We start from the raw sequence: 18,598 nt of genomic DNA, 5'->3' as shown, positions 1-18,598 counted from the left end.
GATAAATACTCTTTATGAATATTATTTTAGCCTCCAGCTCTCCTAGGCGGCGTCAGTTATTAGCGCAAGCTGGTCTTGATTTTACCGTTATGACGGCAGAGATAGACGAGAGCGTGGTTGAAGGGGAGACTCCGCAGGCTTATATTAGCCGGATGGTAGCGCAAAAAGCCCAAGCAGCACTGGCTGTTTTGAAGACGGCTAATACTCCTAGAGCTGAGGGCGAAACGACTGCCATGCCTAAGCCGCTATTACTACTCACTGCAGATACTATTGGTATCTTACCGGATGGTCAGAGTATCTTGATAAAACCTACTGACCAAGCGCATGCCTTTAGTATGTGGCAGCAGATGTCTGATAATACCCATCAGGTCTGTACCGCGGTACAAGCAACTTTATTGGCTGCTGAATCCACAGCGTCTTCATCAATAACGGCTTCGTCAAGCGCTGCTATGAGCGCGTTAACCGCAGTGTGGCAGGAGCAGATTATGGAGAGTACGCAAGTGACATTTGTGCCACTAGCGATCGATGACATGCAGCGCTATTGGCAGTCGGGGGAGCCTGCTGATAAGGCAGGGGGCTATGCTATTCAAGGCGGTGCTGCAGCTTGGGTTGAGTGTATAAATGGCAGTTATACCAATGTGGTAGGCTTGCCATTAGCACAGACTCTCAGATTGATTGCGCAAGCAAAGAGCGCGCTGTCTGGGCTGAATAACGAGCGTGATGTCTAGGCAGAGCGACTTGGCATTTGTTACACTATGACTCCATAAGTTATATAGATAGAAGAGTGGCTATGTCTGAAGAACTGCTGATTAATATTAGTCCCATGGAGTCCCGGGTGGCAGTCTTAGATAACGGGGTCCTCAGTGAGATATATATTGAGCGCCACCATAAACTCGGATTGGTGGGCAATATTTATTTAGGTACTGTGGTCCGTGTGCTGCCAGGGATGCAAGCAGCATTTGTCGATATTGGCCAGTCTCGAACCGCATTTTTGCATGTTAATGATATGCAGCGGCCCGTTAAGACGAGCGTGGCTAATAATGATGATAAGACTAAGGATAGTACTAACGATAGCAGTGATATCGATGGTCATGACAATGATAACGTTAACAAGCCTTTAAAAGACAGTGCTAACGGTGATAATACACCATCTGTTCACCCAAGTGATGAGCAGACGCAGGCGTGTATAGACACCAAGTCTTCTACCAATGTGCCAACGCAACCTAGCAGCTTACGGATGACGCCGCCGGTTGTGAGCCCCAAGCCGATCATGCCGCGCCAGTATTCTAACCAACCTGCTAAGCAAGACCTCATCCAGCATCGCTTGCATGAGGGCCAGCGTATCTTAGTGCAAGTTACCAAGGATCAGCTGGGCACAAAAGGTGCACGCTTAACTACCAATATTACGCTACCATCACGCTATCTGGTCTATCTGCCCTCAAGTGAGCATATTGGTATCTCGCAGCGGATTGACAATGAAGAAGAGCGCTCGCGCTTAAAAATGGAGCTGACCAGCTTGATGCAGACGGTAAGCCTAAAAGGTGGACTGATTGCACGGACGGCAGCTGAGCGGGTATCTGTACCTAAGTTAGAAGAAGATATCTATTATTTATTGCAGCTTTGGCGTACCATTCAAGCACGGCGCTTAGAGGCCAGTCATTCGCAAAGCTCAATCCTTCTTTATCAAGAGCTATCCTTACCACTACGCTCCATTCGAGATTTGGTGCATGCTGATACAGAAAAAGTCATCGTCGACGATGAAGTCCTCTTTAACCAAGTGCGCCAATTCGCCAAAGAGTTCGTCCCTTTTATCTACCCACGCATTGTCCATTATACGGCTGAGCCTGCGCTCTTTGATGTGCACCGTGTCGAGGACGACCTGCGCGATGCCTTAAAGCGCCGTGTCGATCTAAAGTCTGGCGGTTATTTAATCATCGATCAGACAGAAGCCATGACCACCATCGATGTCAATACTGGCTCATTTGTCGGTGGCCGCTCTTTAGAAGATACGGTTTATAAGACCAATCTTGAGGCGACGCATGCTATTGCACGTCAGCTAAGACTGCGTAATCTTGGCGGTATCATCATTCTTGATTTTATCGATATGCTTGAGCAAGAGCACAAAGATGACGTGCTCGCAAGTCTGCAAGAGCAATTAGCCCAGGACTATGCTAAGACCAACATCACTCAAGTCAGCGAGCTTGGTCTCGTTGAAATGACGCGCAAGCGCACCCGTGAGTCGCTAGAGCAGCAGCTTTGTGAGCCGTGCTCAACCTGTCAGGGCAGGGGCTTTGTGAAGACGGCTGAGACGGTGTGCTTTGAGATATTCCGTGAGATCATGCGCTGCGCCCGAACCTACAACTCTCCCAAAAAGTTTACTGTGGTGGCTCACGCTGCCGTCATTGATTTACTGCTGTCTTCAGAGGCCGATACAGTGGCAGACCTTGAGTATTTGTTAGGTCGAGTTATAACCTTCGAGGTCGAGAATCTGTATACCCAAGAGCAGTACGATATTGTGCTTGACTAGACTGCGAGCTGACGTCACGCAATAGTAATATAACCTAACGAAGTTATGCTATTAGTAGCTTACCTTATAGAATAAACTGCTTGCGTCGCGATGGGATATCGTATCCTGCTCATAGGATAATAGTCGCTAAAACCTAGCTAGTAGTATCAACTTGTATCAAGGTGGCTCATGAAACCAATACTGAAGCTCTCGTCTGTCCTTCTGGCAGCTCTATTAATCGTGAGTGGGTGTAATAGTAAAAGTGTTGACCGAGACTTGTTTGAATATAAAGGCGCGTATGTCGGAGATAATAGTGCCGTAGGGAATATCCTAGGCCGGCTACCGGTAGTAAGTTATTCTAAAAGTTTTGAGCTGGCGACAGTAGAGGAGGCTTATGGTGTTATATTAAATTACGATGGCTCAGAGTCCCTACAAGAGCGTCAGCAAATTGTGGTCTATACGGCAACTTATCTCTTTACTTTAATTCGTAACGCTGACTGGATTCGATATAATTTCGGGGATCAACAAGTTGAAGTGACTAAAGCTGAGCTACAACATTGGTATGGCGATGATGAGGATCTAAGTCGCTTTAAAAGTGAAAAGGAGCTTAATGCTTTTATTGACGCCCATTTAAGCGATGAAAATAAAATAAACGAGCTTTTACAGTAATTATCATTTTTCTTATATATAAGATTAGCCTCTAAACAAGGCACTCTGTAAATCATATTAAGATCCATTAGATTGCTTGTTAATATCTGCTTACTAATCAGGAAGGCTTTGAGACAGGCATCCCGATTAGTTATTTCGCAATAACATGAGTCATAATTAGATAGCAGAGCAGGCTTGCATCAACCTGCCTATGACTTTAGGACAGGTAAGAGTGACTAGACTTTCTCCTGAATGCATCCTTGCAATCTTCTCAAATCTATGTATAATACATACCACTAAATTGTATGAGCGCCACCCCATAACGGCTGTGCGCCATGACAGCTAGAGCATCGATTCTAGCACTGAACAACATATGCCTTAGCTGCCTTCCTAAACAAAAGGAAATGGTCGGCTGGGCTTAAAATTATTTTGCTTTTAGCACGCTGCTACTTCTGATGAAGAATATGGGCCGCTTGAAGTAAATCTTTAACCAAACGGCTTTTGATTACTCTCTGAATGACAGGGATGACAAAGGCACATATTAGGAGCTTGCTGGCATGGCTAACCAGAGAATCCGTATCCGACTAAAATCATTTGATCATCGATTAATTGATCAGTCGGCACAAGAGATTGTCGATACCGCAAAGCGCACTGGTGCGCAAGTTTGTGGTCCTGTACCGTTGCCGACTCGCATTGAGCGATTCAACGTTCTAACCTCGCCACACGTCAATAAAGATGCTCGTGACCAATACGAAATCCGTACCCACAAGCGTATGGTTGATATTGTTCAGCCTACCGATAAAACTGTGGACGCGCTGATGAAGTTAGATTTGGCAGCGGGTGTTGACGTTCAAATTGCTTTGGGTTAATGCACTACTAATTGATAGTAGTAACCCAACCCATTAATTGAATATAGAAGAGGTTAAAAATGGCGATCGGTTTAGTCGGTAAAAAATGCGGCATGACCCGTGTCTTCACTGAGGCAGGTGTCTCAATCCCTGTCACAGTAGTTGAGGTCGATGCAAACCGCATTACTCAAGTAAAAACTACTGATACAGATGGCTATGAAGCCATTCAAATCACCACAGGTGAGCGTCGTGATAGCCGTGTTACGGCTGCCCAAAAGGGTCACTTCGCTAAAGCTGGCGTAAAAGCTGGTCGTGGTGTTTGGGAGTTTCGTGCCGAATCAAGCGATCTTGAAGGTCGTGAGATTGGCGGTGAGATCAAGGCTGATTTATTTGAAGAAGGTCAGCTAGTAGATGTCACTGGACAGAGTAAAGGTAAAGGTTTTCAAGGCGGTGTAAAGCGTCATAATTTTAGTATGCAAGACGCCACTCATGGTAACTCAGTATCGCATCGTGCGCTGGGTTCTACCGGTCAGAACCAAACCCCAGGCCGTGTTTTCAAAGGCAAAAAAATGCCAGGTCAAATGGGTAACAAACAGGTTACTGTCCAAGGTTTAGAAGTGGTTTCTGTAGACGCTGAAAAGGGTCTGCTCGTCATCAAAGGTGCTGTCCCAGGCGCTACTGGTGGTGATGTCATCGTACGTCCGTCAATCAAAGCCTAAGCAAGGGGATTAACGTGAATTTAAAAACAGTTACAGGTGCGGCGGTTGAGCTTTCTGACACGGCCTTTGGTCGTGAATTCAACGAAGCACTAGTGCACCAGGTAGTTACGGCTTATTTGGCCGGCGCTCGCCAAGGTACCCGTGCGCAAAAGACCCGTGCAGAAGTGTCGGGCGGTGGTAAGAAGCCATGGCGCCAAAAAGGGACAGGCCGAGCTCGTGCTGGTTCTATCCGTGGCCCAATCTGGCGTGGTGGTGGTCGTGCATTCGCTGCTAAACCACAAGATTGGTCACAAAAAGTTAACCGTAAGATGTATCGCGGTGCTATGCAGTGCATTTTGGCTGAGCTTGTTCGTCAAGAGCGTTTGGTATTGGTTGAAGAAATGGTTGTTTCTGCACCAAAGACCAAAGAGCTTATCGCTAAGCTTAAAGAGCTAGATGCGCCTAAAGCACTTATCATCACTAACAGTGTTGACGAGAACTTGTACTTAGCTGCTCGCAATATTCCACATGTTAATGTTCTTGGCACTGACGAAGTGGATCCAGTGAGCTTGATTGCTTATGATAAAGTGATCATGTCTGTCGAAGCTGCGAAACAATTTGAGGAAGCACTAGCATGAATAACGCAAGACTATATCAGGTCTTAAAAGGGCCTGTCTTCTCAGAAAAATCTCAAATGCTCGGCGACTCACTTGGTGTGCAAGTATTTAAAGTTGATACCAATGCAACTAAGCGTGAAATCAAAAAAGCAGTTGAGTTGATGTTCGAAGGTGTTGAAGTTACTCGCGTAAACACATTGAATGTTAAAGGTAAGACAAAGCGTTTTGGTAAGAGCATAGGCCGTCGTAATGACTACAAAAAAGCCTACGTTACCTTAAAAGCTGGTCAAGATGTACAAATGGCTGATGCTGGTGAGGAAGTAGCTGATACTACTGCTCCTGCTAGTGAAACAGCGAACAACGAATAAGGATAACACTCATGCCTATCGTAAAAGCAAAGCCAACATCCCCTGGCCGCCGTTTTGTTGAAAAAGTGGTGCACCCACACCTTTATAAAGGTCGTCCTTATGCGCCGCTTGTAGAATCAAGAAGCAAGTCAGGTGGTCGTAATAATAATGGTCGTATCACTACTCGCCACATCGGCGGTGGTCATAAGCAGCATTATCGTATCATCGATTTTAAGCGTACTAAAGATGGTATTCCTGCGACTGTTGAACGTATCGAATACGATCCTAACCGTACTGCACACATTGCTCTACTTAAGTACTCTGACGGTGAGCGTCGTTATATCATCGCACCTAAGAAATTAAGCGTTGGTGACACGGTTATGTCTGGTGAGACTTCACCAATTCGTCCAGGCAACTGCTTACCCCTTAAGAACATCCCAGTGGGTACTGTGGTTCATAACATCGAGCTTAAGATTGGTAAAGGCGCTCAGATGGCTCGATCAGCAGGTGCTGCTGTTCAGTTACTTGGTCGTGATGGTACTTACGCTATTCTACGTTTGCGTTCTGGCGAGACTCGCCGCGTTCATGTAGGCTGCCGTGCTGTTATCGGTGAAGTATCGAATACTGAAAACAACCTAAAATCACTTGGTAAAGCGGGCGCTTCACGCTGGCGCGGTATCCGTCCTACGGTCCGTGGTACAGCGATGAACCCAATCGATCACCCGCATGGTGGTGGTGAAGGTCGTAATATGGGTAAACATCCAACTAGCCCGTGGGGTCAGAAGTCTAAAGGACTTAAAACGCGTCATAATAAGCGTACTGACAATATGATCATCCGTCGCCGTCGCGCCAAGAAGAAATAAAGGAAAATTTCATGCCTCGTTCATTGAAAAAAGGTCCATTCATCGATGCGCATTTGTTTGCCAAAGTTGAAAAAGCTTTAGAGTCCAACTCACGCAAACCGATCAAAACGTGGTCGCGTCGTTCGATGATTTTGCCACAAATGGTTGGCCTAACTATCTCAGTTCATAATGGCCGTACTCACGTACCAGTCATTGTTAATGAACAAATGGTTGGTCACAAACTAGGTGAATTTGCCCCGACTCGTACTTATCGCGGTCACGGCATTGACAAAAAAGCTAAGAAATAGGTGCTCATTATGGAAGTAACTGCAAAACTACGCGGTGCCGCCATTTCGGCACAAAAAGTTAGACTTGTTGCCGATGAAGTTCGTGGCAAATCAATCGAGCGTGCTTTGGATATCTTGACGTTTAGCAATAAAAAAGGCGCAGTGTTTGTTAAGAAATGCCTTAACTCTGCTATCGCCAATGCCGAAAACAATCATGGTCTAGATATTGATGCTCTTAAAGTATCTACTATCTATGTCGATGAAGGCATTACGCTAAAGCGTATCCTACCACGTGCAAAAGGTCGTGCTGATCGCATCAGCAAGCGTACCTGTCACATCACTATCAAGGTAGGAGAATAAGTCATGGGTCAAAAAGTACATCCAATCGGAATTCGTTTAGGCGTTATCAAAAAGCATAATGCCAACTGGTATGCCGATCCAAAACAGTATTCTCAATACCTAATCAATGATATTCAGGTTCGTGAATACTTACGTAAGCGTTTAGATAATGCGATGGTCAGTGGTATTACCATTGAACGTCCTACTGGCGCTGCCAAAATTACTATTGCGACTGCCCGTCCAGGTATCGTTATCGGTAAAAAAGGCGAAGACATTGAGAAGCTTCAAAAAGAGCTGACCAAAATGATGGGCGTTCCTGCTCAGGTCAATATCGAAGAGATTACTTCTCCTGACCTTGATGCACGTCTGGTCGCTGATGGTATCGCCAGCCAGTTAGAGCGCCGTGTAATGTTCCGCCGTGCTATGAAGCGCGCGGTTCAGAACAGCATGCGTTCTGGTGCTCAAGGTATCAAAGTTGAGCTTTCTGGCCGTCTTGGCGGTGCTGAGATTGCTCGAACTGAATGGTATCGTGAAGGCCGTGTACCTTTACATACGCTACGTGCTGATATTGATTATGCGTCAGTCCGTGCCGAGACTACTTACGGTACAATCGGTGTAAAAGTTTGGATCTTCCGTGGGGAAGTCCTTGACGGTATGAACAGTGTTTATAACCCCGTCAACGAAGAGAAGCCTCGTGCGCCAAAACGCCGTGGTCGTGGAAACCGTCGAAACTCAGACAGAGGTTAAACTATGTTACAACCAAAACGTACCAAGTTTCGCAAAATGCATAAGGGGCGTAACACGGGTTTAGCACATCGTGGTAGCACCGTTGCGTTTGGCCAAATTGGTCTAAAATCTCTTGGCCGTGGTCGTATGACTGCTCGTCAAATCGAAGCTGCACGTCGAACCATTACTCGCCGCATTAAGCGTGGTGGTAAAATCTGGATTCGTGTGTTCCCAGACAAGCCTATTACCGAAAAACCTCTTGAAGTACGTATGGGTAAAGGTAAAGGTCCTGTTGAATACTGGGTTTGTGAAATCAAGCCAGGTAAAATGCTATACGAAATCGAAGGGGTTTCAGAAGAGCTTGCTCGTGAAGCACTAACGCTAGCGTCAGCCAAGCTACCCTTCAAAACTACCATTGTTAAGCGGACGATAATGTAATGAAGATCAGTGAATTACGAGACAAATCAGTCGAAGAACTGACCGGCTTACTAGACGAGAAGCAGCTAGACGCTTTTCGCATTCGTATGGCGAAAGCAACTGGTCAGTTGGGTGGCACCCATGAAGTCAAAAGCAATCGTCGTACGATTGCTCAGATCAAGACTTTGATTAACGAGAAACAACGAGGCGACGCATGAGCGAAAACAATCAAACAAGCCAAGATGTTGGCATGGTGACAGGTAGAGTTGTCAGCGATAAGATGGACAAGTCCATCACCGTATTGGTTGAGCGTAAAGTTCGTCACCCTTTGTACGGCAAACAATTGCGCCGCTCTACTAAGATCAAAGCCCATGATGAAGACAACGTTTGCCAGCAAGGCGATCTTGTCCGAATCAAAGAAACTCGGCCAATCTCAAAAACTAAAGCTTGGACTTTAGTAGATGTCTTAGAGACTGCCGTAAAAATTTAAGTAAATTGCATTAAAAGTCAGAAGCTGTTAGAATAGCCGCCTTTTTATACTAAGGTCGCCGGTCTGATACTTGATTGTTCATAGTTATAAAAGTAGTTTTATGACTATGAACTGATGGAGCAGCAGTGGATGGCTTTTTTGCTCACACGTTTGGAGTAACGCAATGATTCAGACAGAAAGTATGCTGGAAGTTGCAGACAACAGCGGTGCAAGACGTGTTCAGTGCATTAAAGTACTGGGCGGGTCGCATCGTCGTTATGCATCAGTTGGCGATATCATTAAAGTAACCGTAAAAGAAGCCATTCCTCGCGGCCGTGTCAAAAAAGGCGACGTGATGAATGCAGTAGTCGTCCGTACCAAAAAAGGCGTGCGCCGTCCTGACGGTTCAGTTCTTCGTTTTGATGACAATGCAGCTGTTTTGCTGAACCAAAACAAAGCGCCGATTGCAACTCGTATTTTTGGACCGGTAACTCGTGAACTACGTGGTGATCAGTTTATGAAAATTGTATCACTCGCACCAGAAGTACTGTAGAGGTAACCCATGGCAAAATTACGTAAAGGCGACTCGGTCATTGTTATTGCTGGTAAAGACAAAGGCAAGCAAGGTACCGTTCAAGCCGTAAAAGGTGATCGCATTAAAGTTGAAGGTATTAACATTGTCACTAAGCACCAAAAGCCAAATCAGGCTGCTGGTACTGAAGGCGGCATCGTTAAGCAAGAAGCTTTTCTGCATATTTCTAACGTCGCAATTTATAATGCGCAAACCCAAAAAGCAGATCGTATTGCTTACCAGATCGGCGAAGACGGCACTAAAAACCGTGTTTACCGCTCAAATGGTGAAGTAGTGGCGACTGCGTAAGACACTAAGGGTGTAATGGTAATGGCAAGATTAAAATCTCAATACAACGACAAACTTAAGCAGCAAATTCAGCAAGAGCTTGGTTTAGAAAACGTAATGGAAGTGCCTAAAATCACTAAAATTACATTAAACATGGGCGTTGGCGGCGCATCTCAAGACAAGAAATTGCTTGAAGGCGCAGTAGCTGACATGACTGCAATTGCCGGTCAGAAGCCTGTCGTAACTAAAGCTCGCAAATCTGTTGCTGCATTTAAGATTCGTGAAGAATGGCCAATTGGCTGTAAAGTAACGCTACGCGGTGAGCAGATGTACGAATTTTTAGATCGTCTCATTGCCATTGCGATTCCACGTATCCGTGATTTCCGTGGTTTTTCACCTAAAGCATTTGATGGCCGTGGTAACTACTCATTAGGGATCAAAGAACAGATCGTATTCCCTGAAGTAGATTTTGACAAGATTGATCGTATTCGCGGTCTTGATGTCACCATCACCACCACAGCAAAAACTGATGAGCAAGGTCGTGCGTTACTTAAAGCATTCGGCTTCCCATTTAAATAAGGTAAAGACGTTATGGCAAAAAAGAGCATGATTAATCGCGAATTAAAGCGCGAGAAAATGGTTGCTAAGTATGCTGAAAAGCGTGCGAAGCTAAAAAGCATCATCAGTGACATGAGTGCAAGTGACGAAGAGCGTATGGATGCGATGTTAGAGCTACAAGCTCTACCACGTAACTCATCACCAGTTCGTCTACGCAATCGCTGTGCAATCACTGGTCGTCCTCATGGCTATTTCCGCAAGTTTGGCTTATCACGTAATATGCTACGTGAACGTGTCATGCAAGGCGATGTGCCTGGTGTTCGTAAAGCTAGCTGGTAAGGAGTAACTACATGAGTATGCAAGATACAGTGGCGGATATGCTAACGCGCATCCGTAACGCCCAAATGGCAAATAAAGTCTCAGTTGATATGCCAAGCTCTAACTTACGTAAGTCAATCGCTGACTTATTAGTAAGCGAAGGTTTTGTGACTTCTGCTTCTGTAACAGAAGAAGATAATAACAAGGCAACATTATCAATCGAGCTTAAGTACTATCAAGGCAAGCCGGTTATTGAAAGCATTCAACGCTATAGCCGCCCAGGTCTTCGTCAGTACCGCGGTAAAGATGCGATCCCAACGGTAAAACAAGGTATGGGTGTGGCTATTGTCTCAACCAGCCAAGGTATTATGAGTGATCGTGCAGCACGCGCAGCTGGCATCGGCGGCGAAATCATTGCGTTTGTAGCGTAAGCTGCATAATTTAATTCTAACAACATCATCAATTAGATGTTGTTAGAATAGAAGTCTGTTTTCCGGATTCACCATTAGTAAAATTCTGATAAATCCGGTCAATTATGCTAAACTAGCAGGCTTTTCGCTTGTTAGTTTTTTCGCAAATTTATAGTTGTTAATTTTTTAAGGAATACTCCTATGTCTCGTGTGGCTAAAGCCCCAGTAGCGCTCCCTAAGGGTACTAGCGTTACTTTGAACGATCGGCAGGTCGAAGTTAAAGGCAAGAATGGTACTTTGTCTTTACGCCTGCATGATTTGGTCGAGCTGAATCAGGAAGATGATACATTGCTTCTCTCACCTGCCGTAGATTCTAAAGAAGCTATGATGCACACTGGTACTGTTCGTTCTTTATTGAACAACATGGTCCACGGTGTGTCTGAAGGCTTCGAGAGACGTCTACAGCTCATCGGCGTCGGTTACCGTGCTCAAGTAGCAGGTAACAAAGTGAACTTAAATGTGGGTTATTCACATCCTGTTGAATACATCCTACCTGAAGGTGTGACTGCTGAAACGCCAAGCCAAACTGAAATTATCTTGAAGTCTAGCGACAAGCAAAAGCTAGGCCAGGCAGCGGCTAAGATCCGTAGTTTCCGTCCACCAGAGCCTTATAAAGGCAAAGGTATTCGCTATAGCGACGAACATGTGGTTCGTAAAGAAGCTAAGAAAAAATAAGGTGAGATGACATGTTTGATAAAAAAGCAGCTCGTCTGCGTCGAGCTAAGAAAACCCGTGCCCATATCCGTCATTTGGGCGTTCATCGCTTGACGGTTAACCGCACCCCTAAGCACATGTATGCTCAGATTATCTCTCCAACAGGTGGTGAAGTGATCGCTCAAGCATCTACATTAGATGACTCATTGCGCTCAGGTGCCACTGGTAATATTGAAGCAGCTACTTCAGTAGGTGCATTAATCGCTGAACGTGCTAAAGCAGCTGGTATTACTAAAGTTGCCTTTGATCGTAGCGGTTTTAAATATCATGGTCGAGTAAAAGCCTTAGCAGATGCTGCTCGCGAAAATGGATTGGAGTTTTAATCATGGCTAAAATTGAACAATCAGACGGTTTAGTAGAACGCTTGGTTTCTGTTGACCGTGTTGCAAAAGTTGTTAAAGGTGGTCGAATCTTCTCTTTCACTGCACTTACTGTCGTGGGTGATGGTAATGGTCGCGTTGGTTTTGGTCGTGGTAAAGCACGTGAAGTGCCTGCGGCGATTCAAAAAGCTCTAGAAGCTGCCAAGCGTAATATGATTACGGTTGAGCTTAATGATGCGACTTTGTTTCACCCAATCAAAGCCCGTCATGGCGCTAGTAAAGTTTACATGCAGCCTGCTTCTGAAGGTACTGGCGTTATCGCTGGTGGCGCAATGCGTGCTGTATTAGAAGTTGCTGGCGTTAAAGACGTATTGACTAAATGTTATGGTTCTACCAATACTGCTAACGTTGTTCGCGCAACGTTTAACGGTTTACGTGATATGTCTACTCCTGAAAAGATGGCAGCAAAACGTGGTAAATCTGTAGACGAAATTTTGGGCTAGCCTTTTTTAAACAGTTAAGCAGGTGAGTATTGATGAAAACTATGAAAGTTACTCAGATTAAATCAGGTGCCCATCGCCTTAAGAGCCACAAAGCGTGCTTGAAAGGTCTGGGACTACGCCGAATCAGACATACTGTAGAAGTTGAAGACACCCCTTCGACCCGTGGTATGGTTAATCGCATCAACTACATGGTCAAAGTGGAGGAAGCGTAATGGGTCTTAAATTAAACGAATTAGCACCAGCACCAGGTTCTAAGAAAACTGCTCAGCGTCGTGGACGTGGTATCGGTTCAGGCCTTGGTAAAACTGGTGGTCGTGGTGTAAAAGGTCAGAAGTCGCGTTCAGGCTCTAGCATTCGTAGCGGATTTGAAGGTGGTCAAATGCCTTTGTACCGTCGTGTGCCTAAGTTTGGTTTTACCAGTCAAATGGCAATGACTACTGCAGAAGTTCGTCTGTCTGAATTGAACAAAATTGACGGCGACGTGGTCAGTGTTGAGACACTAAAAGCAGCTAACATTATCCGTAATGATATGAAGCGTGCTCGTATTATCTTGTCTGGTAACGTTACTAAAGCTTTTACCTTTAAAGGCGTAAAAGTAACTAAAGGCGCTAAAGAAGCGATCGAAGCTGCCGGTGGTAGCGTCGAGGAGCTAACGGGCGAGGAGTAAGACTGTGGCTAAACAATCAATGACCCAAGCGGGAATTCCACTCAATCCCATTGCTTTTATCCGCAAGTATGATGAGCTTTGGAGTCGACTGCTGTTTTTAATCGGTGCATTGGTTGTTTATCGCCTAGGCTCTCATATCCCAGTACCTGGTATTAATCCCGTTAATCTTGCTGATCTATTTTCTCGAAATGAGAATACGATTTTAAGCATGTTTAATATGTTCTCTGGCGGGGCACTTGAGCGTATGTCGATAATGGCGTTAGGCATTATGCCATATATCTCAGCGTCCATTATTGTACAAATGATGTCGGCAGTACTGCCGTCTCTTGAGGCTCTCAAAAAAGAGGGTGAAGCTGGACGCCGTAAGCTCAATAAGTACACCCGTCAAGGAACTTTGGCATTAGCCCTAGTACAGTCTTTTGGCATGTGCGCGGGGCTGATTAGTCAGAATTTGACGTTATCAACGGGACTTACATTCTACATTCCCGCAGTGACTTCTTTAGTTGCTGGGGCGATGTTCTTAATGTGGCTCGGTGAGCAGATTACTGAGCGCGGTGTGGGTAATGGCATTTCAATGTTAATTTTTGCCAGTATCGTCGCCGGTATGCCAGGTATGATTTCGCAATCTATTGAACAAGTCAATCAGGGTCAGATGAACCTGATTGTGCTATTTATCTTTGTAGTATTAGGGATAGCGGTTACCGCTGGTATCGTCTATATCGAACGGGCGCAGCGCCGAGTACCGGTTAACTATGCACAAAAGCAGCAACAAGGTCGTAAGATCTATGCTCAGCAACAATCGCATTTGCCACTCAAGATTAATATGGCAGGGGTTATCCCAGCGATTTTTGCCAGCTCTTTGCTGTTATTCCCCGCGAGTTTGGGCCAGTGGGTAGGGCACTCAAGTGATCCTACTTTTATCCAAAAAATACTACAAAATATAGCGCTTGTATTGTCACCAGGCCAACCACTTTATCTGGTATTGTTTGGGGCAATGATTATATTTTTCTGTTATTTTTATACCGCATTGGTCTTTAGTCCACGTGAGGTAGCAGAGAATTTAAAACGTAGTGGGGCGTACATCCCGGGCATTCGTCCAGGTCAACAAACCCAGCGCTATTTAGATCATGTACTGAATCGGTTGACCTTTATTGGTGCTATTTATATGACAGTGATCTGTCTAATGCCAATGATTATTCAATCGTCTTTTGGGGTGCCTTTCCACTTAGGCGGTACGTCATTACTTATTATGGTCGTCGTCGTGATGGATTTTATTTCTCAGATGCAAGCGCATCTTATGACCCATCAATATCATGACCAGACGTTAATTCAGTCACCTGCGCGATAGTTAACCTTAGGTTAATAGCGCGTGACTTTTTAAGGAGTATGCTATGAAAGTTCAAGCATCAGTTAAGAAAATTTGTGGCAGCTGCAAAGTAGTTCGCCGTAAAGGCAAGGTTCATGTTATCTGTAAAGCTGAGCCTCGTCACAAGCAACGTCAAGGCTAATCGTTAACGCTACGATTTAGCACTTGATATTTAATGGCGGATGCGATATCATCCGCCACTTGCCGTGGTTTGTACATTTTAGTATAGCGATTAGTCGCTTACAGTGTATTAACAGCAACAAATCTGAAAGATAATTAATGTCAGGGGTCTGTAATGGACTTATCTGTCATTTTATTTTTCATCAATGGAGAGAAATCAATGGCTCGTATTGCCGGTGTCAACATTCCGGATAATAAGCATGCTGTGATTTCACTAACTTACATTTTTGGTATCGGCCGTACAACTGCTAAGCAAATCTTAGAAGCAGTGGGTATTGCTCCTACTACCAAAATCAGTCAGTTAGATGATTCACAACTGGATGCTATCCGTGCACAAGTTGCAAACTATACGACAGAAGGCGATCTTCGTCGTGAAGTTTCAATGAATATTAAGCGTTTGGTTGATCTTGGTAGTTACCGTGGTATTCGCCATCGTCGTAACCTACCGGTAAGAGGTCAGAACACCAAGAACAACGCTCGTACTCGTAAGGGTCCGACACGCCCTCTCAAAAGATAATTAACTTAGGAAGCTAAAAGATGGCAAAAGACACTCGTAGTCGCAAAAAGGTGACTCGTCGTTCAGTATCGGAGGGCGTTGCCCATATCCATGCGTCTTTTAATAACACCATTGTAACTATTACCGATCGTCAAGGTAATGCATTGGCTTGGGCCACCGCTGGTGGACAAGGCTTCCGTGGTTCACGAAAATCTACACCATTCGCCGCTCAGGTAGCAGCTGAAGTTGCTGGTAAAGCAGCTCAAGAATATGGTGTTAAGAATGTCGACGTTTTGGTCAAAGGACCAGGACCGGGTCGTGAGTCTGCGGTAAGAGCACTAGGTGCATTGGGTTATAAAATTAACAGCATCTCTGATGTTACCCCAATTCCACACAATGGTTGCCGTGCGCCCAAAAAGCGCCGCGTCTAATATTAAAGACGAAGCTTTTATACGATTTATATTTTTATACTATCGATGTATAGAAAGCTGAAGGAGACAGTTACATGGCCCGTTATATTGGACCAAAATTAAAGCTATCACGTCGTGAAGGCACAGACCTAGGTCTTAAGTCTGGCGTGAAACCGTACGATGTAAAAACGAAGAAAGCAGCTCGTCCACCAGGTCAGCATGGCGTTAGCCGTAATAAGACCTCTGAATACGCGCTTCAGCTTCGTGAAAAACAAAAAGTTAAGCGTATGTATGGCGTGCTAGAGCGTCAATTCGCCAACTATTATAAAGAAGCAGCACGTATGCGCGGCGCTACAGGTGAGAACCTGCTAGTGATGCTAGAGCGTCGTTTGGATAATGTTGTTTATCGAATGGGATTTGGCTCAACTCGTGCAGAAGCACGTCAGTTGGTCAGTCACCGCGCTGTTATGGTCAAAAAAGCTGGCCGTGATGAGTTCGTTCGTGTGAATATTCCTTCTATTCAACTACAAGATGGTGATGTCATCGCTATCCACGAAAAAGCCAAAGAGCAGCTGCGTATTAAGAATGCTATCGAGCTTGCTACTCAGCGTGGTATTCCTGAATGGCTAGACGTTGATCACAGCAAACTTGAAGGCTCGTTTAAGCAAGCACCAGATCGTATTGATCTTCCTGCTGAAATTAACGAAAGCTTAATCGTTGAGCTGTATTCTAAATAATTGCTGCTAATATTATTAGTTAACTATATCGAGGTGACATCATGATGCTAAATGCAACTGAGTTTCTAACGCCGAATGCCATTAACGTGGATACGGTAAATGAAACAATTGCGAAAGTCACGCTCGAACCGTTAGAACGCGGCTTTGGTCATACCTTAGGGAATGCCCTTCGCCGTATCTTATTATCTTCATTACCTGGTGCGGCAGTTATTGAAGCTGAGATTGATGGCGTGGATCATGAATACTCAACTTTAGAAGGCCTACAAGAGGATGTGCTTGATCTACTTCTTAACTTGAAGGGATTGGCCATTACTCTACATGACCAAAATGAAGTGTTTTTGACCTTGGATAAACAAGGTCCAGGTACTATTACTGCCGCAGACATCGAACTACCTCACAATGTAGATATTATCAACCCTGAGTTGGTTTTGGGTACATTAAGTGATCGTGGTCATCTAAAAATGCGTCTGCGTGTGGTGATGGGTCGTGGCTATGAGCCTGCTAATCAACGTCGTGAAGATGGTGATACCAAAGCTATTGGCCGTCTAAAGCTGGATGCCAGTTTTAGCCCAGTACTTCGTGTTGCCTATCAAGTTGAAAATGCGCGTGTTGAGCAACGTACTGATCTTGACAGATTGATTGTCGAGCTTGAAACCAACGGTACTATCGATCCAGAAGAAGCAATTCGTAAAGCGGCTACTATCCTACAACAACAGATTTCTATCTTTGTTGATTTAGAAGCCGAAGAAGCGCCTGAGCCTGTAAAAGAAAAAGAAGAGGTTGACCCTGTGCTACTACGCCCAGTGGATGACCTTGAACTAACGGTTCGCTCAGCCAACTGTTTAAAAGCTGAAAACATTTACTATATCGGTGATTTGGTACAGCGTTCAGAGACTGAACTGCTAAAAACCCCAAATCTTGGTAAGAAATCATTAACGGAAATCAAAGACGTTCTTGCGTCTAAAGATTTAGAGCTGGGAATGCGCCTTGATAACTGGCCACCAGCTGACTTACGTGTTGATGATCGTTTCTCTTATCGTAGCCGTTAAACTTTAAGGATATTTGACCATGCGACATCGTAAGAGTGGAGTCAAGCTGGGTCGTACCGGCAGTCATCGCAAAGCAATGTTTCAGAACATGACCAATTCATTATTTGAGCATGAACTGATCAAAACTACATTGCCAAAAGCTAAAGAGCTACGCCGCGTTGCTGAGCCTTTAATTACTTTGGCTAAAGAAGACTCAGTGGCTAATCGCCGCCTAGCGTTCAGCCGTATGCGTAATAAAGAAATGGTAGGTAAACTATTCGGAACGTTAGCTCCGCGCTATCAAGACCGTCCAGGTGGCTACCTTCGAATCATCAAGTGCGGTAACCGCGATGGTGATAATGCGCCAATGGCTTATGTAGAATTAGTTGATCGTGACTAATTTTACCGCTTAATTTATACAATCAAAAAATCCCCAATCTAATATTGGGGATTTTTTATTGGTTGTGTTAAATGCTTCCCTAAGTCTCTCTTTGAAAGAGGGAGCTTTCTTCTTCCCTTTCTTAAAGGGACAAATATAGTGTATTGTTGCTTGTTTTAAATTTATACCAATTCGCTAACGTCCGCAGCACCCTGACGAATAATTTCAGCGCGGCTGCTGGTCATATCCACGATGGTCGTCAGCTTAGTCGTTTTGATGCCGGCATTGATCAGGCCATCGACCAAGCTACCGAGACGCTCTTCGATCTCGAATGGATCGTCCATTACTAGCTCTTCATCAGGTAATATTAATGAGCTGGTTAATATAGGCTCATCCATTTTCGCTAGTAGTGCTTGAGCGATAGGGTTACTCGGCACACGGATACCAATGGTTTTTTTCTTAGGATGGGCCAAGCGCTTAGGCACATCCTTGGTTGCGGGTAAAATGAAGGTAATTGGTGCTGGAGTATAGGCTTTCAATTGTTTGAACTGCGTATTATCGACAGTAGCATAAGTGGCAATTTCACTTAGATCGCGGCATAACAAAGTAAACTGGTGTTTGTCATCGAGCTGACGGATAAGCTTAAGTTGGGCAAGAGCGTCTTTGGCCCCTAAGCGGCAGCCAAAGGCATAGCTGGTATCAGTGGGGTAGATGAGTAGCTTATCATTGGCTAGCATTTGTACCGCTTGCTCAATTAGCCTAGGCTGTGGGTTTTCCGGATGGATATAAAATACTTGCATGATGCCTCCTTACTTATTAGAAATATATTTTGAATCAAGGTTTTTATAA

At 44.8% G+C, this 18,598-nt stretch carries 32 protein-coding genes; 31 read left to right on the top strand and 1 reads right to left on the bottom strand.

From position 1 onward, the window contains the following. Positions 1 to 14 precede the first annotated feature (14 nt). The 31 genes from EGV92_RS05120 (at position 15) to rplQ (ending at position 17,770) form a co-directional block, all read left to right on the top strand. Positions 15 to 728, top strand: coding sequence for a Maf family protein (locus EGV92_RS05120; RefSeq protein ID WP_131668182.1), 714 nt, complete (start codon positions 15 to 17; stop codon positions 726 to 728). A 62-nt stretch (positions 729 to 790) separates the two neighbouring features. Next, positions 791 to 2,527, top strand: coding sequence for an Rne/Rng family ribonuclease (locus tag EGV92_RS05115; protein WP_131668181.1), 1,737 nt, complete (start codon positions 791 to 793; stop codon positions 2,525 to 2,527). Between the two features lie 168 nt (positions 2,528 to 2,695). After that, positions 2,696 to 3,175, top strand: a complete 480-nt coding sequence (locus EGV92_RS05110) for a DUF4825 domain-containing protein (protein WP_131668180.1) — start codon at positions 2,696 to 2,698, stop codon at positions 3,173 to 3,175. Positions 3,176 to 3,711: 536 nt separating this feature from the next. Then, positions 3,712 to 4,023 carry a 30S ribosomal protein S10 gene (gene rpsJ, locus EGV92_RS05105; RefSeq protein WP_010196670.1) on the top strand — a complete coding sequence of 104 codons (312 nt, stop codon included), beginning with the start codon at positions 3,712 to 3,714 and terminating at the stop codon, positions 4,021 to 4,023. A gap of 59 nt (positions 4,024 to 4,082) precedes the next feature. Further along, entirely contained in the window at positions 4,083 to 4,721 is a 639-nt protein-coding gene (gene rplC / locus EGV92_RS05100) for a 50S ribosomal protein L3 (protein ID WP_131668179.1), read from the top strand. 14 nt (positions 4,722 to 4,735) lie between these two features. Beyond that, positions 4,736 to 5,338: a 50S ribosomal protein L4 gene (gene rplD / locus EGV92_RS05095; RefSeq protein ID WP_131668178.1), complete on the top strand. Its 603-nt coding sequence runs from the start codon at positions 4,736 to 4,738 to the stop codon at positions 5,336 to 5,338. Continuing rightward, positions 5,335 to 5,685 (top strand): 50S ribosomal protein L23, encoded by a 351-nt coding sequence (rplW, locus tag EGV92_RS05090; protein ID WP_131668177.1) that lies wholly within the window; start codon positions 5,335 to 5,337, stop codon positions 5,683 to 5,685. Before rplD ends, rplW begins: the two co-directional genes overlap by 4 nt. An 11-nt stretch (positions 5,686 to 5,696) precedes the next feature. Continuing rightward, on the top strand, positions 5,697 to 6,527 hold the full coding sequence (gene rplB, locus EGV92_RS05085) for a 50S ribosomal protein L2 (RefSeq protein WP_131668176.1): 831 nt from the start codon (positions 5,697 to 5,699) through the stop codon (positions 6,525 to 6,527). 11 nt (positions 6,528 to 6,538) lie between these two features. Then, positions 6,539 to 6,814 carry a 30S ribosomal protein S19 gene (gene rpsS, locus EGV92_RS05080; RefSeq protein ID WP_131668175.1) on the top strand — a complete coding sequence of 92 codons (276 nt, stop codon included), beginning with the start codon at positions 6,539 to 6,541 and terminating at the stop codon, positions 6,812 to 6,814. 9 nt (positions 6,815 to 6,823) lie between these two features. Beyond that, positions 6,824 to 7,153 (top strand): 50S ribosomal protein L22, encoded by a 330-nt coding sequence (gene rplV / locus EGV92_RS05075; RefSeq protein WP_131668174.1) that lies wholly within the window; start codon positions 6,824 to 6,826, stop codon positions 7,151 to 7,153. 3 nt (positions 7,154 to 7,156) lie between these two features. Continuing rightward, positions 7,157 to 7,879: a 30S ribosomal protein S3 gene (gene rpsC / locus EGV92_RS05070; protein ID WP_131668173.1), complete on the top strand. Its 723-nt coding sequence runs from the start codon at positions 7,157 to 7,159 to the stop codon at positions 7,877 to 7,879. Positions 7,880 to 7,882: 3 nt separating this feature from the next. Continuing rightward, on the top strand, positions 7,883 to 8,296 hold the full coding sequence (gene rplP / locus EGV92_RS05065; protein WP_131668172.1) for a 50S ribosomal protein L16: 414 nt from the start codon (positions 7,883 to 7,885) through the stop codon (positions 8,294 to 8,296). Continuing rightward, positions 8,296 to 8,493: a 50S ribosomal protein L29 gene (gene rpmC / locus EGV92_RS05060; RefSeq protein ID WP_131668171.1), complete on the top strand. Its 198-nt coding sequence runs from the start codon at positions 8,296 to 8,298 to the stop codon at positions 8,491 to 8,493. Before rplP ends, rpmC begins: the two co-directional genes overlap by 1 nt. Further along, the gene (rpsQ, locus tag EGV92_RS05055) at positions 8,490 to 8,765 is read left to right on the top strand and encodes a 30S ribosomal protein S17 (RefSeq protein ID WP_131668170.1); all 276 of its coding nucleotides are present in this window, start codon (positions 8,490 to 8,492) and stop codon (positions 8,763 to 8,765) included. The genes rpmC and rpsQ overlap by 4 nt, the downstream gene beginning before the upstream one ends. A gap of 163 nt (positions 8,766 to 8,928) precedes the next feature. Next, a complete protein-coding gene (gene rplN, locus EGV92_RS05050; protein ID WP_131668169.1) occupies positions 8,929 to 9,297 on the top strand; it encodes a 50S ribosomal protein L14 in 369 nt (122 codons plus the stop codon). Between the two features lie 9 nt (positions 9,298 to 9,306). Continuing rightward, entirely contained in the window at positions 9,307 to 9,624 is a 318-nt protein-coding gene (gene rplX / locus EGV92_RS05045; protein ID WP_131668168.1) for a 50S ribosomal protein L24, read from the top strand. A gap of 21 nt (positions 9,625 to 9,645) precedes the next feature. After that, positions 9,646 to 10,182, top strand: coding sequence for a 50S ribosomal protein L5 (gene rplE / locus EGV92_RS05040; RefSeq protein ID WP_131668167.1), 537 nt, complete (start codon positions 9,646 to 9,648; stop codon positions 10,180 to 10,182). A gap of 12 nt (positions 10,183 to 10,194) precedes the next feature. Next, positions 10,195 to 10,500, top strand: a complete 306-nt coding sequence (gene rpsN / locus EGV92_RS05035; protein ID WP_131668166.1) for a 30S ribosomal protein S14 — start codon at positions 10,195 to 10,197, stop codon at positions 10,498 to 10,500. 11 nt (positions 10,501 to 10,511) lie between these two features. Beyond that, positions 10,512 to 10,910: a 30S ribosomal protein S8 gene (gene rpsH, locus EGV92_RS05030; protein ID WP_131668165.1), complete on the top strand. Its 399-nt coding sequence runs from the start codon at positions 10,512 to 10,514 to the stop codon at positions 10,908 to 10,910. Positions 10,911 to 11,090: 180 nt separating this feature from the next. Then, entirely contained in the window at positions 11,091 to 11,624 is a 534-nt protein-coding gene (rplF, locus tag EGV92_RS05025) for a 50S ribosomal protein L6 (RefSeq protein ID WP_131668164.1), read from the top strand. Between the two features lie 11 nt (positions 11,625 to 11,635). Beyond that, entirely contained in the window at positions 11,636 to 11,986 is a 351-nt protein-coding gene (rplR, locus tag EGV92_RS05020) for a 50S ribosomal protein L18 (RefSeq protein WP_131668163.1), read from the top strand. Positions 11,987 to 11,988: 2 nt separating this feature from the next. Then, positions 11,989 to 12,486, top strand: coding sequence for a 30S ribosomal protein S5 (gene rpsE, locus EGV92_RS05015; protein ID WP_131668162.1), 498 nt, complete (start codon positions 11,989 to 11,991; stop codon positions 12,484 to 12,486). A 32-nt stretch (positions 12,487 to 12,518) separates the two neighbouring features. Next, complete coding sequence (rpmD, locus tag EGV92_RS05010) at positions 12,519 to 12,698, top strand: 50S ribosomal protein L30 (protein ID WP_131668161.1); 180 nt, start codon at positions 12,519 to 12,521, stop codon at positions 12,696 to 12,698. After that, the gene (gene rplO / locus EGV92_RS05005; RefSeq protein WP_131668160.1) at positions 12,698 to 13,153 is read left to right on the top strand and encodes a 50S ribosomal protein L15; all 456 of its coding nucleotides are present in this window, start codon (positions 12,698 to 12,700) and stop codon (positions 13,151 to 13,153) included. The genes rpmD and rplO overlap by 1 nt, the downstream gene beginning before the upstream one ends. 19 nt (positions 13,154 to 13,172) lie before the next feature. Then, complete coding sequence (gene secY, locus EGV92_RS05000; protein WP_165525585.1) at positions 13,173 to 14,501, top strand: preprotein translocase subunit SecY; 1,329 nt, start codon at positions 13,173 to 13,175, stop codon at positions 14,499 to 14,501. A gap of 43 nt (positions 14,502 to 14,544) precedes the next feature. Beyond that, a complete protein-coding gene (rpmJ, locus tag EGV92_RS04995; RefSeq protein ID WP_007394227.1) occupies positions 14,545 to 14,661 on the top strand; it encodes a 50S ribosomal protein L36 in 117 nt (38 codons plus the stop codon). A 198-nt stretch (positions 14,662 to 14,859) separates the two neighbouring features. Beyond that, positions 14,860 to 15,216 (top strand): 30S ribosomal protein S13, encoded by a 357-nt coding sequence (rpsM, locus tag EGV92_RS04990; protein ID WP_131668755.1) that lies wholly within the window; start codon positions 14,860 to 14,862, stop codon positions 15,214 to 15,216. A 20-nt stretch (positions 15,217 to 15,236) separates the two neighbouring features. Further along, positions 15,237 to 15,626 (top strand): 30S ribosomal protein S11, encoded by a 390-nt coding sequence (gene rpsK / locus EGV92_RS04985; protein ID WP_131668158.1) that lies wholly within the window; start codon positions 15,237 to 15,239, stop codon positions 15,624 to 15,626. 74 nt (positions 15,627 to 15,700) lie between these two features. After that, the gene (rpsD, locus tag EGV92_RS04980) at positions 15,701 to 16,342 is read left to right on the top strand and encodes a 30S ribosomal protein S4 (RefSeq protein WP_131668157.1); all 642 of its coding nucleotides are present in this window, start codon (positions 15,701 to 15,703) and stop codon (positions 16,340 to 16,342) included. Between the two features lie 41 nt (positions 16,343 to 16,383). Next, the gene (locus tag EGV92_RS04975) at positions 16,384 to 17,391 is read left to right on the top strand and encodes a DNA-directed RNA polymerase subunit alpha (RefSeq protein ID WP_131668156.1); all 1,008 of its coding nucleotides are present in this window, start codon (positions 16,384 to 16,386) and stop codon (positions 17,389 to 17,391) included. Between the two features lie 19 nt (positions 17,392 to 17,410). Next, on the top strand, positions 17,411 to 17,770 hold the full coding sequence (gene rplQ, locus EGV92_RS04970; RefSeq protein WP_131668155.1) for a 50S ribosomal protein L17: 360 nt from the start codon (positions 17,411 to 17,413) through the stop codon (positions 17,768 to 17,770). Positions 17,771 to 17,931: 161 nt separating this feature from the next. Here rplQ and EGV92_RS04965 read toward each other — a convergent pair whose 3' ends face one another. Beyond that, the gene (locus tag EGV92_RS04965; RefSeq protein ID WP_131668154.1) at positions 17,932 to 18,549 is read right to left on the bottom strand and encodes an L-threonylcarbamoyladenylate synthase; all 618 of its coding nucleotides are present in this window, start codon (positions 18,547 to 18,549) and stop codon (positions 17,932 to 17,934) included. Positions 18,550 to 18,598: the final 49 nt, after the last annotated feature.

The organism is Psychrobacter pygoscelis (assembly GCF_004335015.1).
GTDB lineage: Bacteria > Pseudomonadota > Gammaproteobacteria > Pseudomonadales > Moraxellaceae > Psychrobacter > Psychrobacter pygoscelis.
This window is presented reverse-complemented; position numbering and strand designations above follow the sequence as displayed.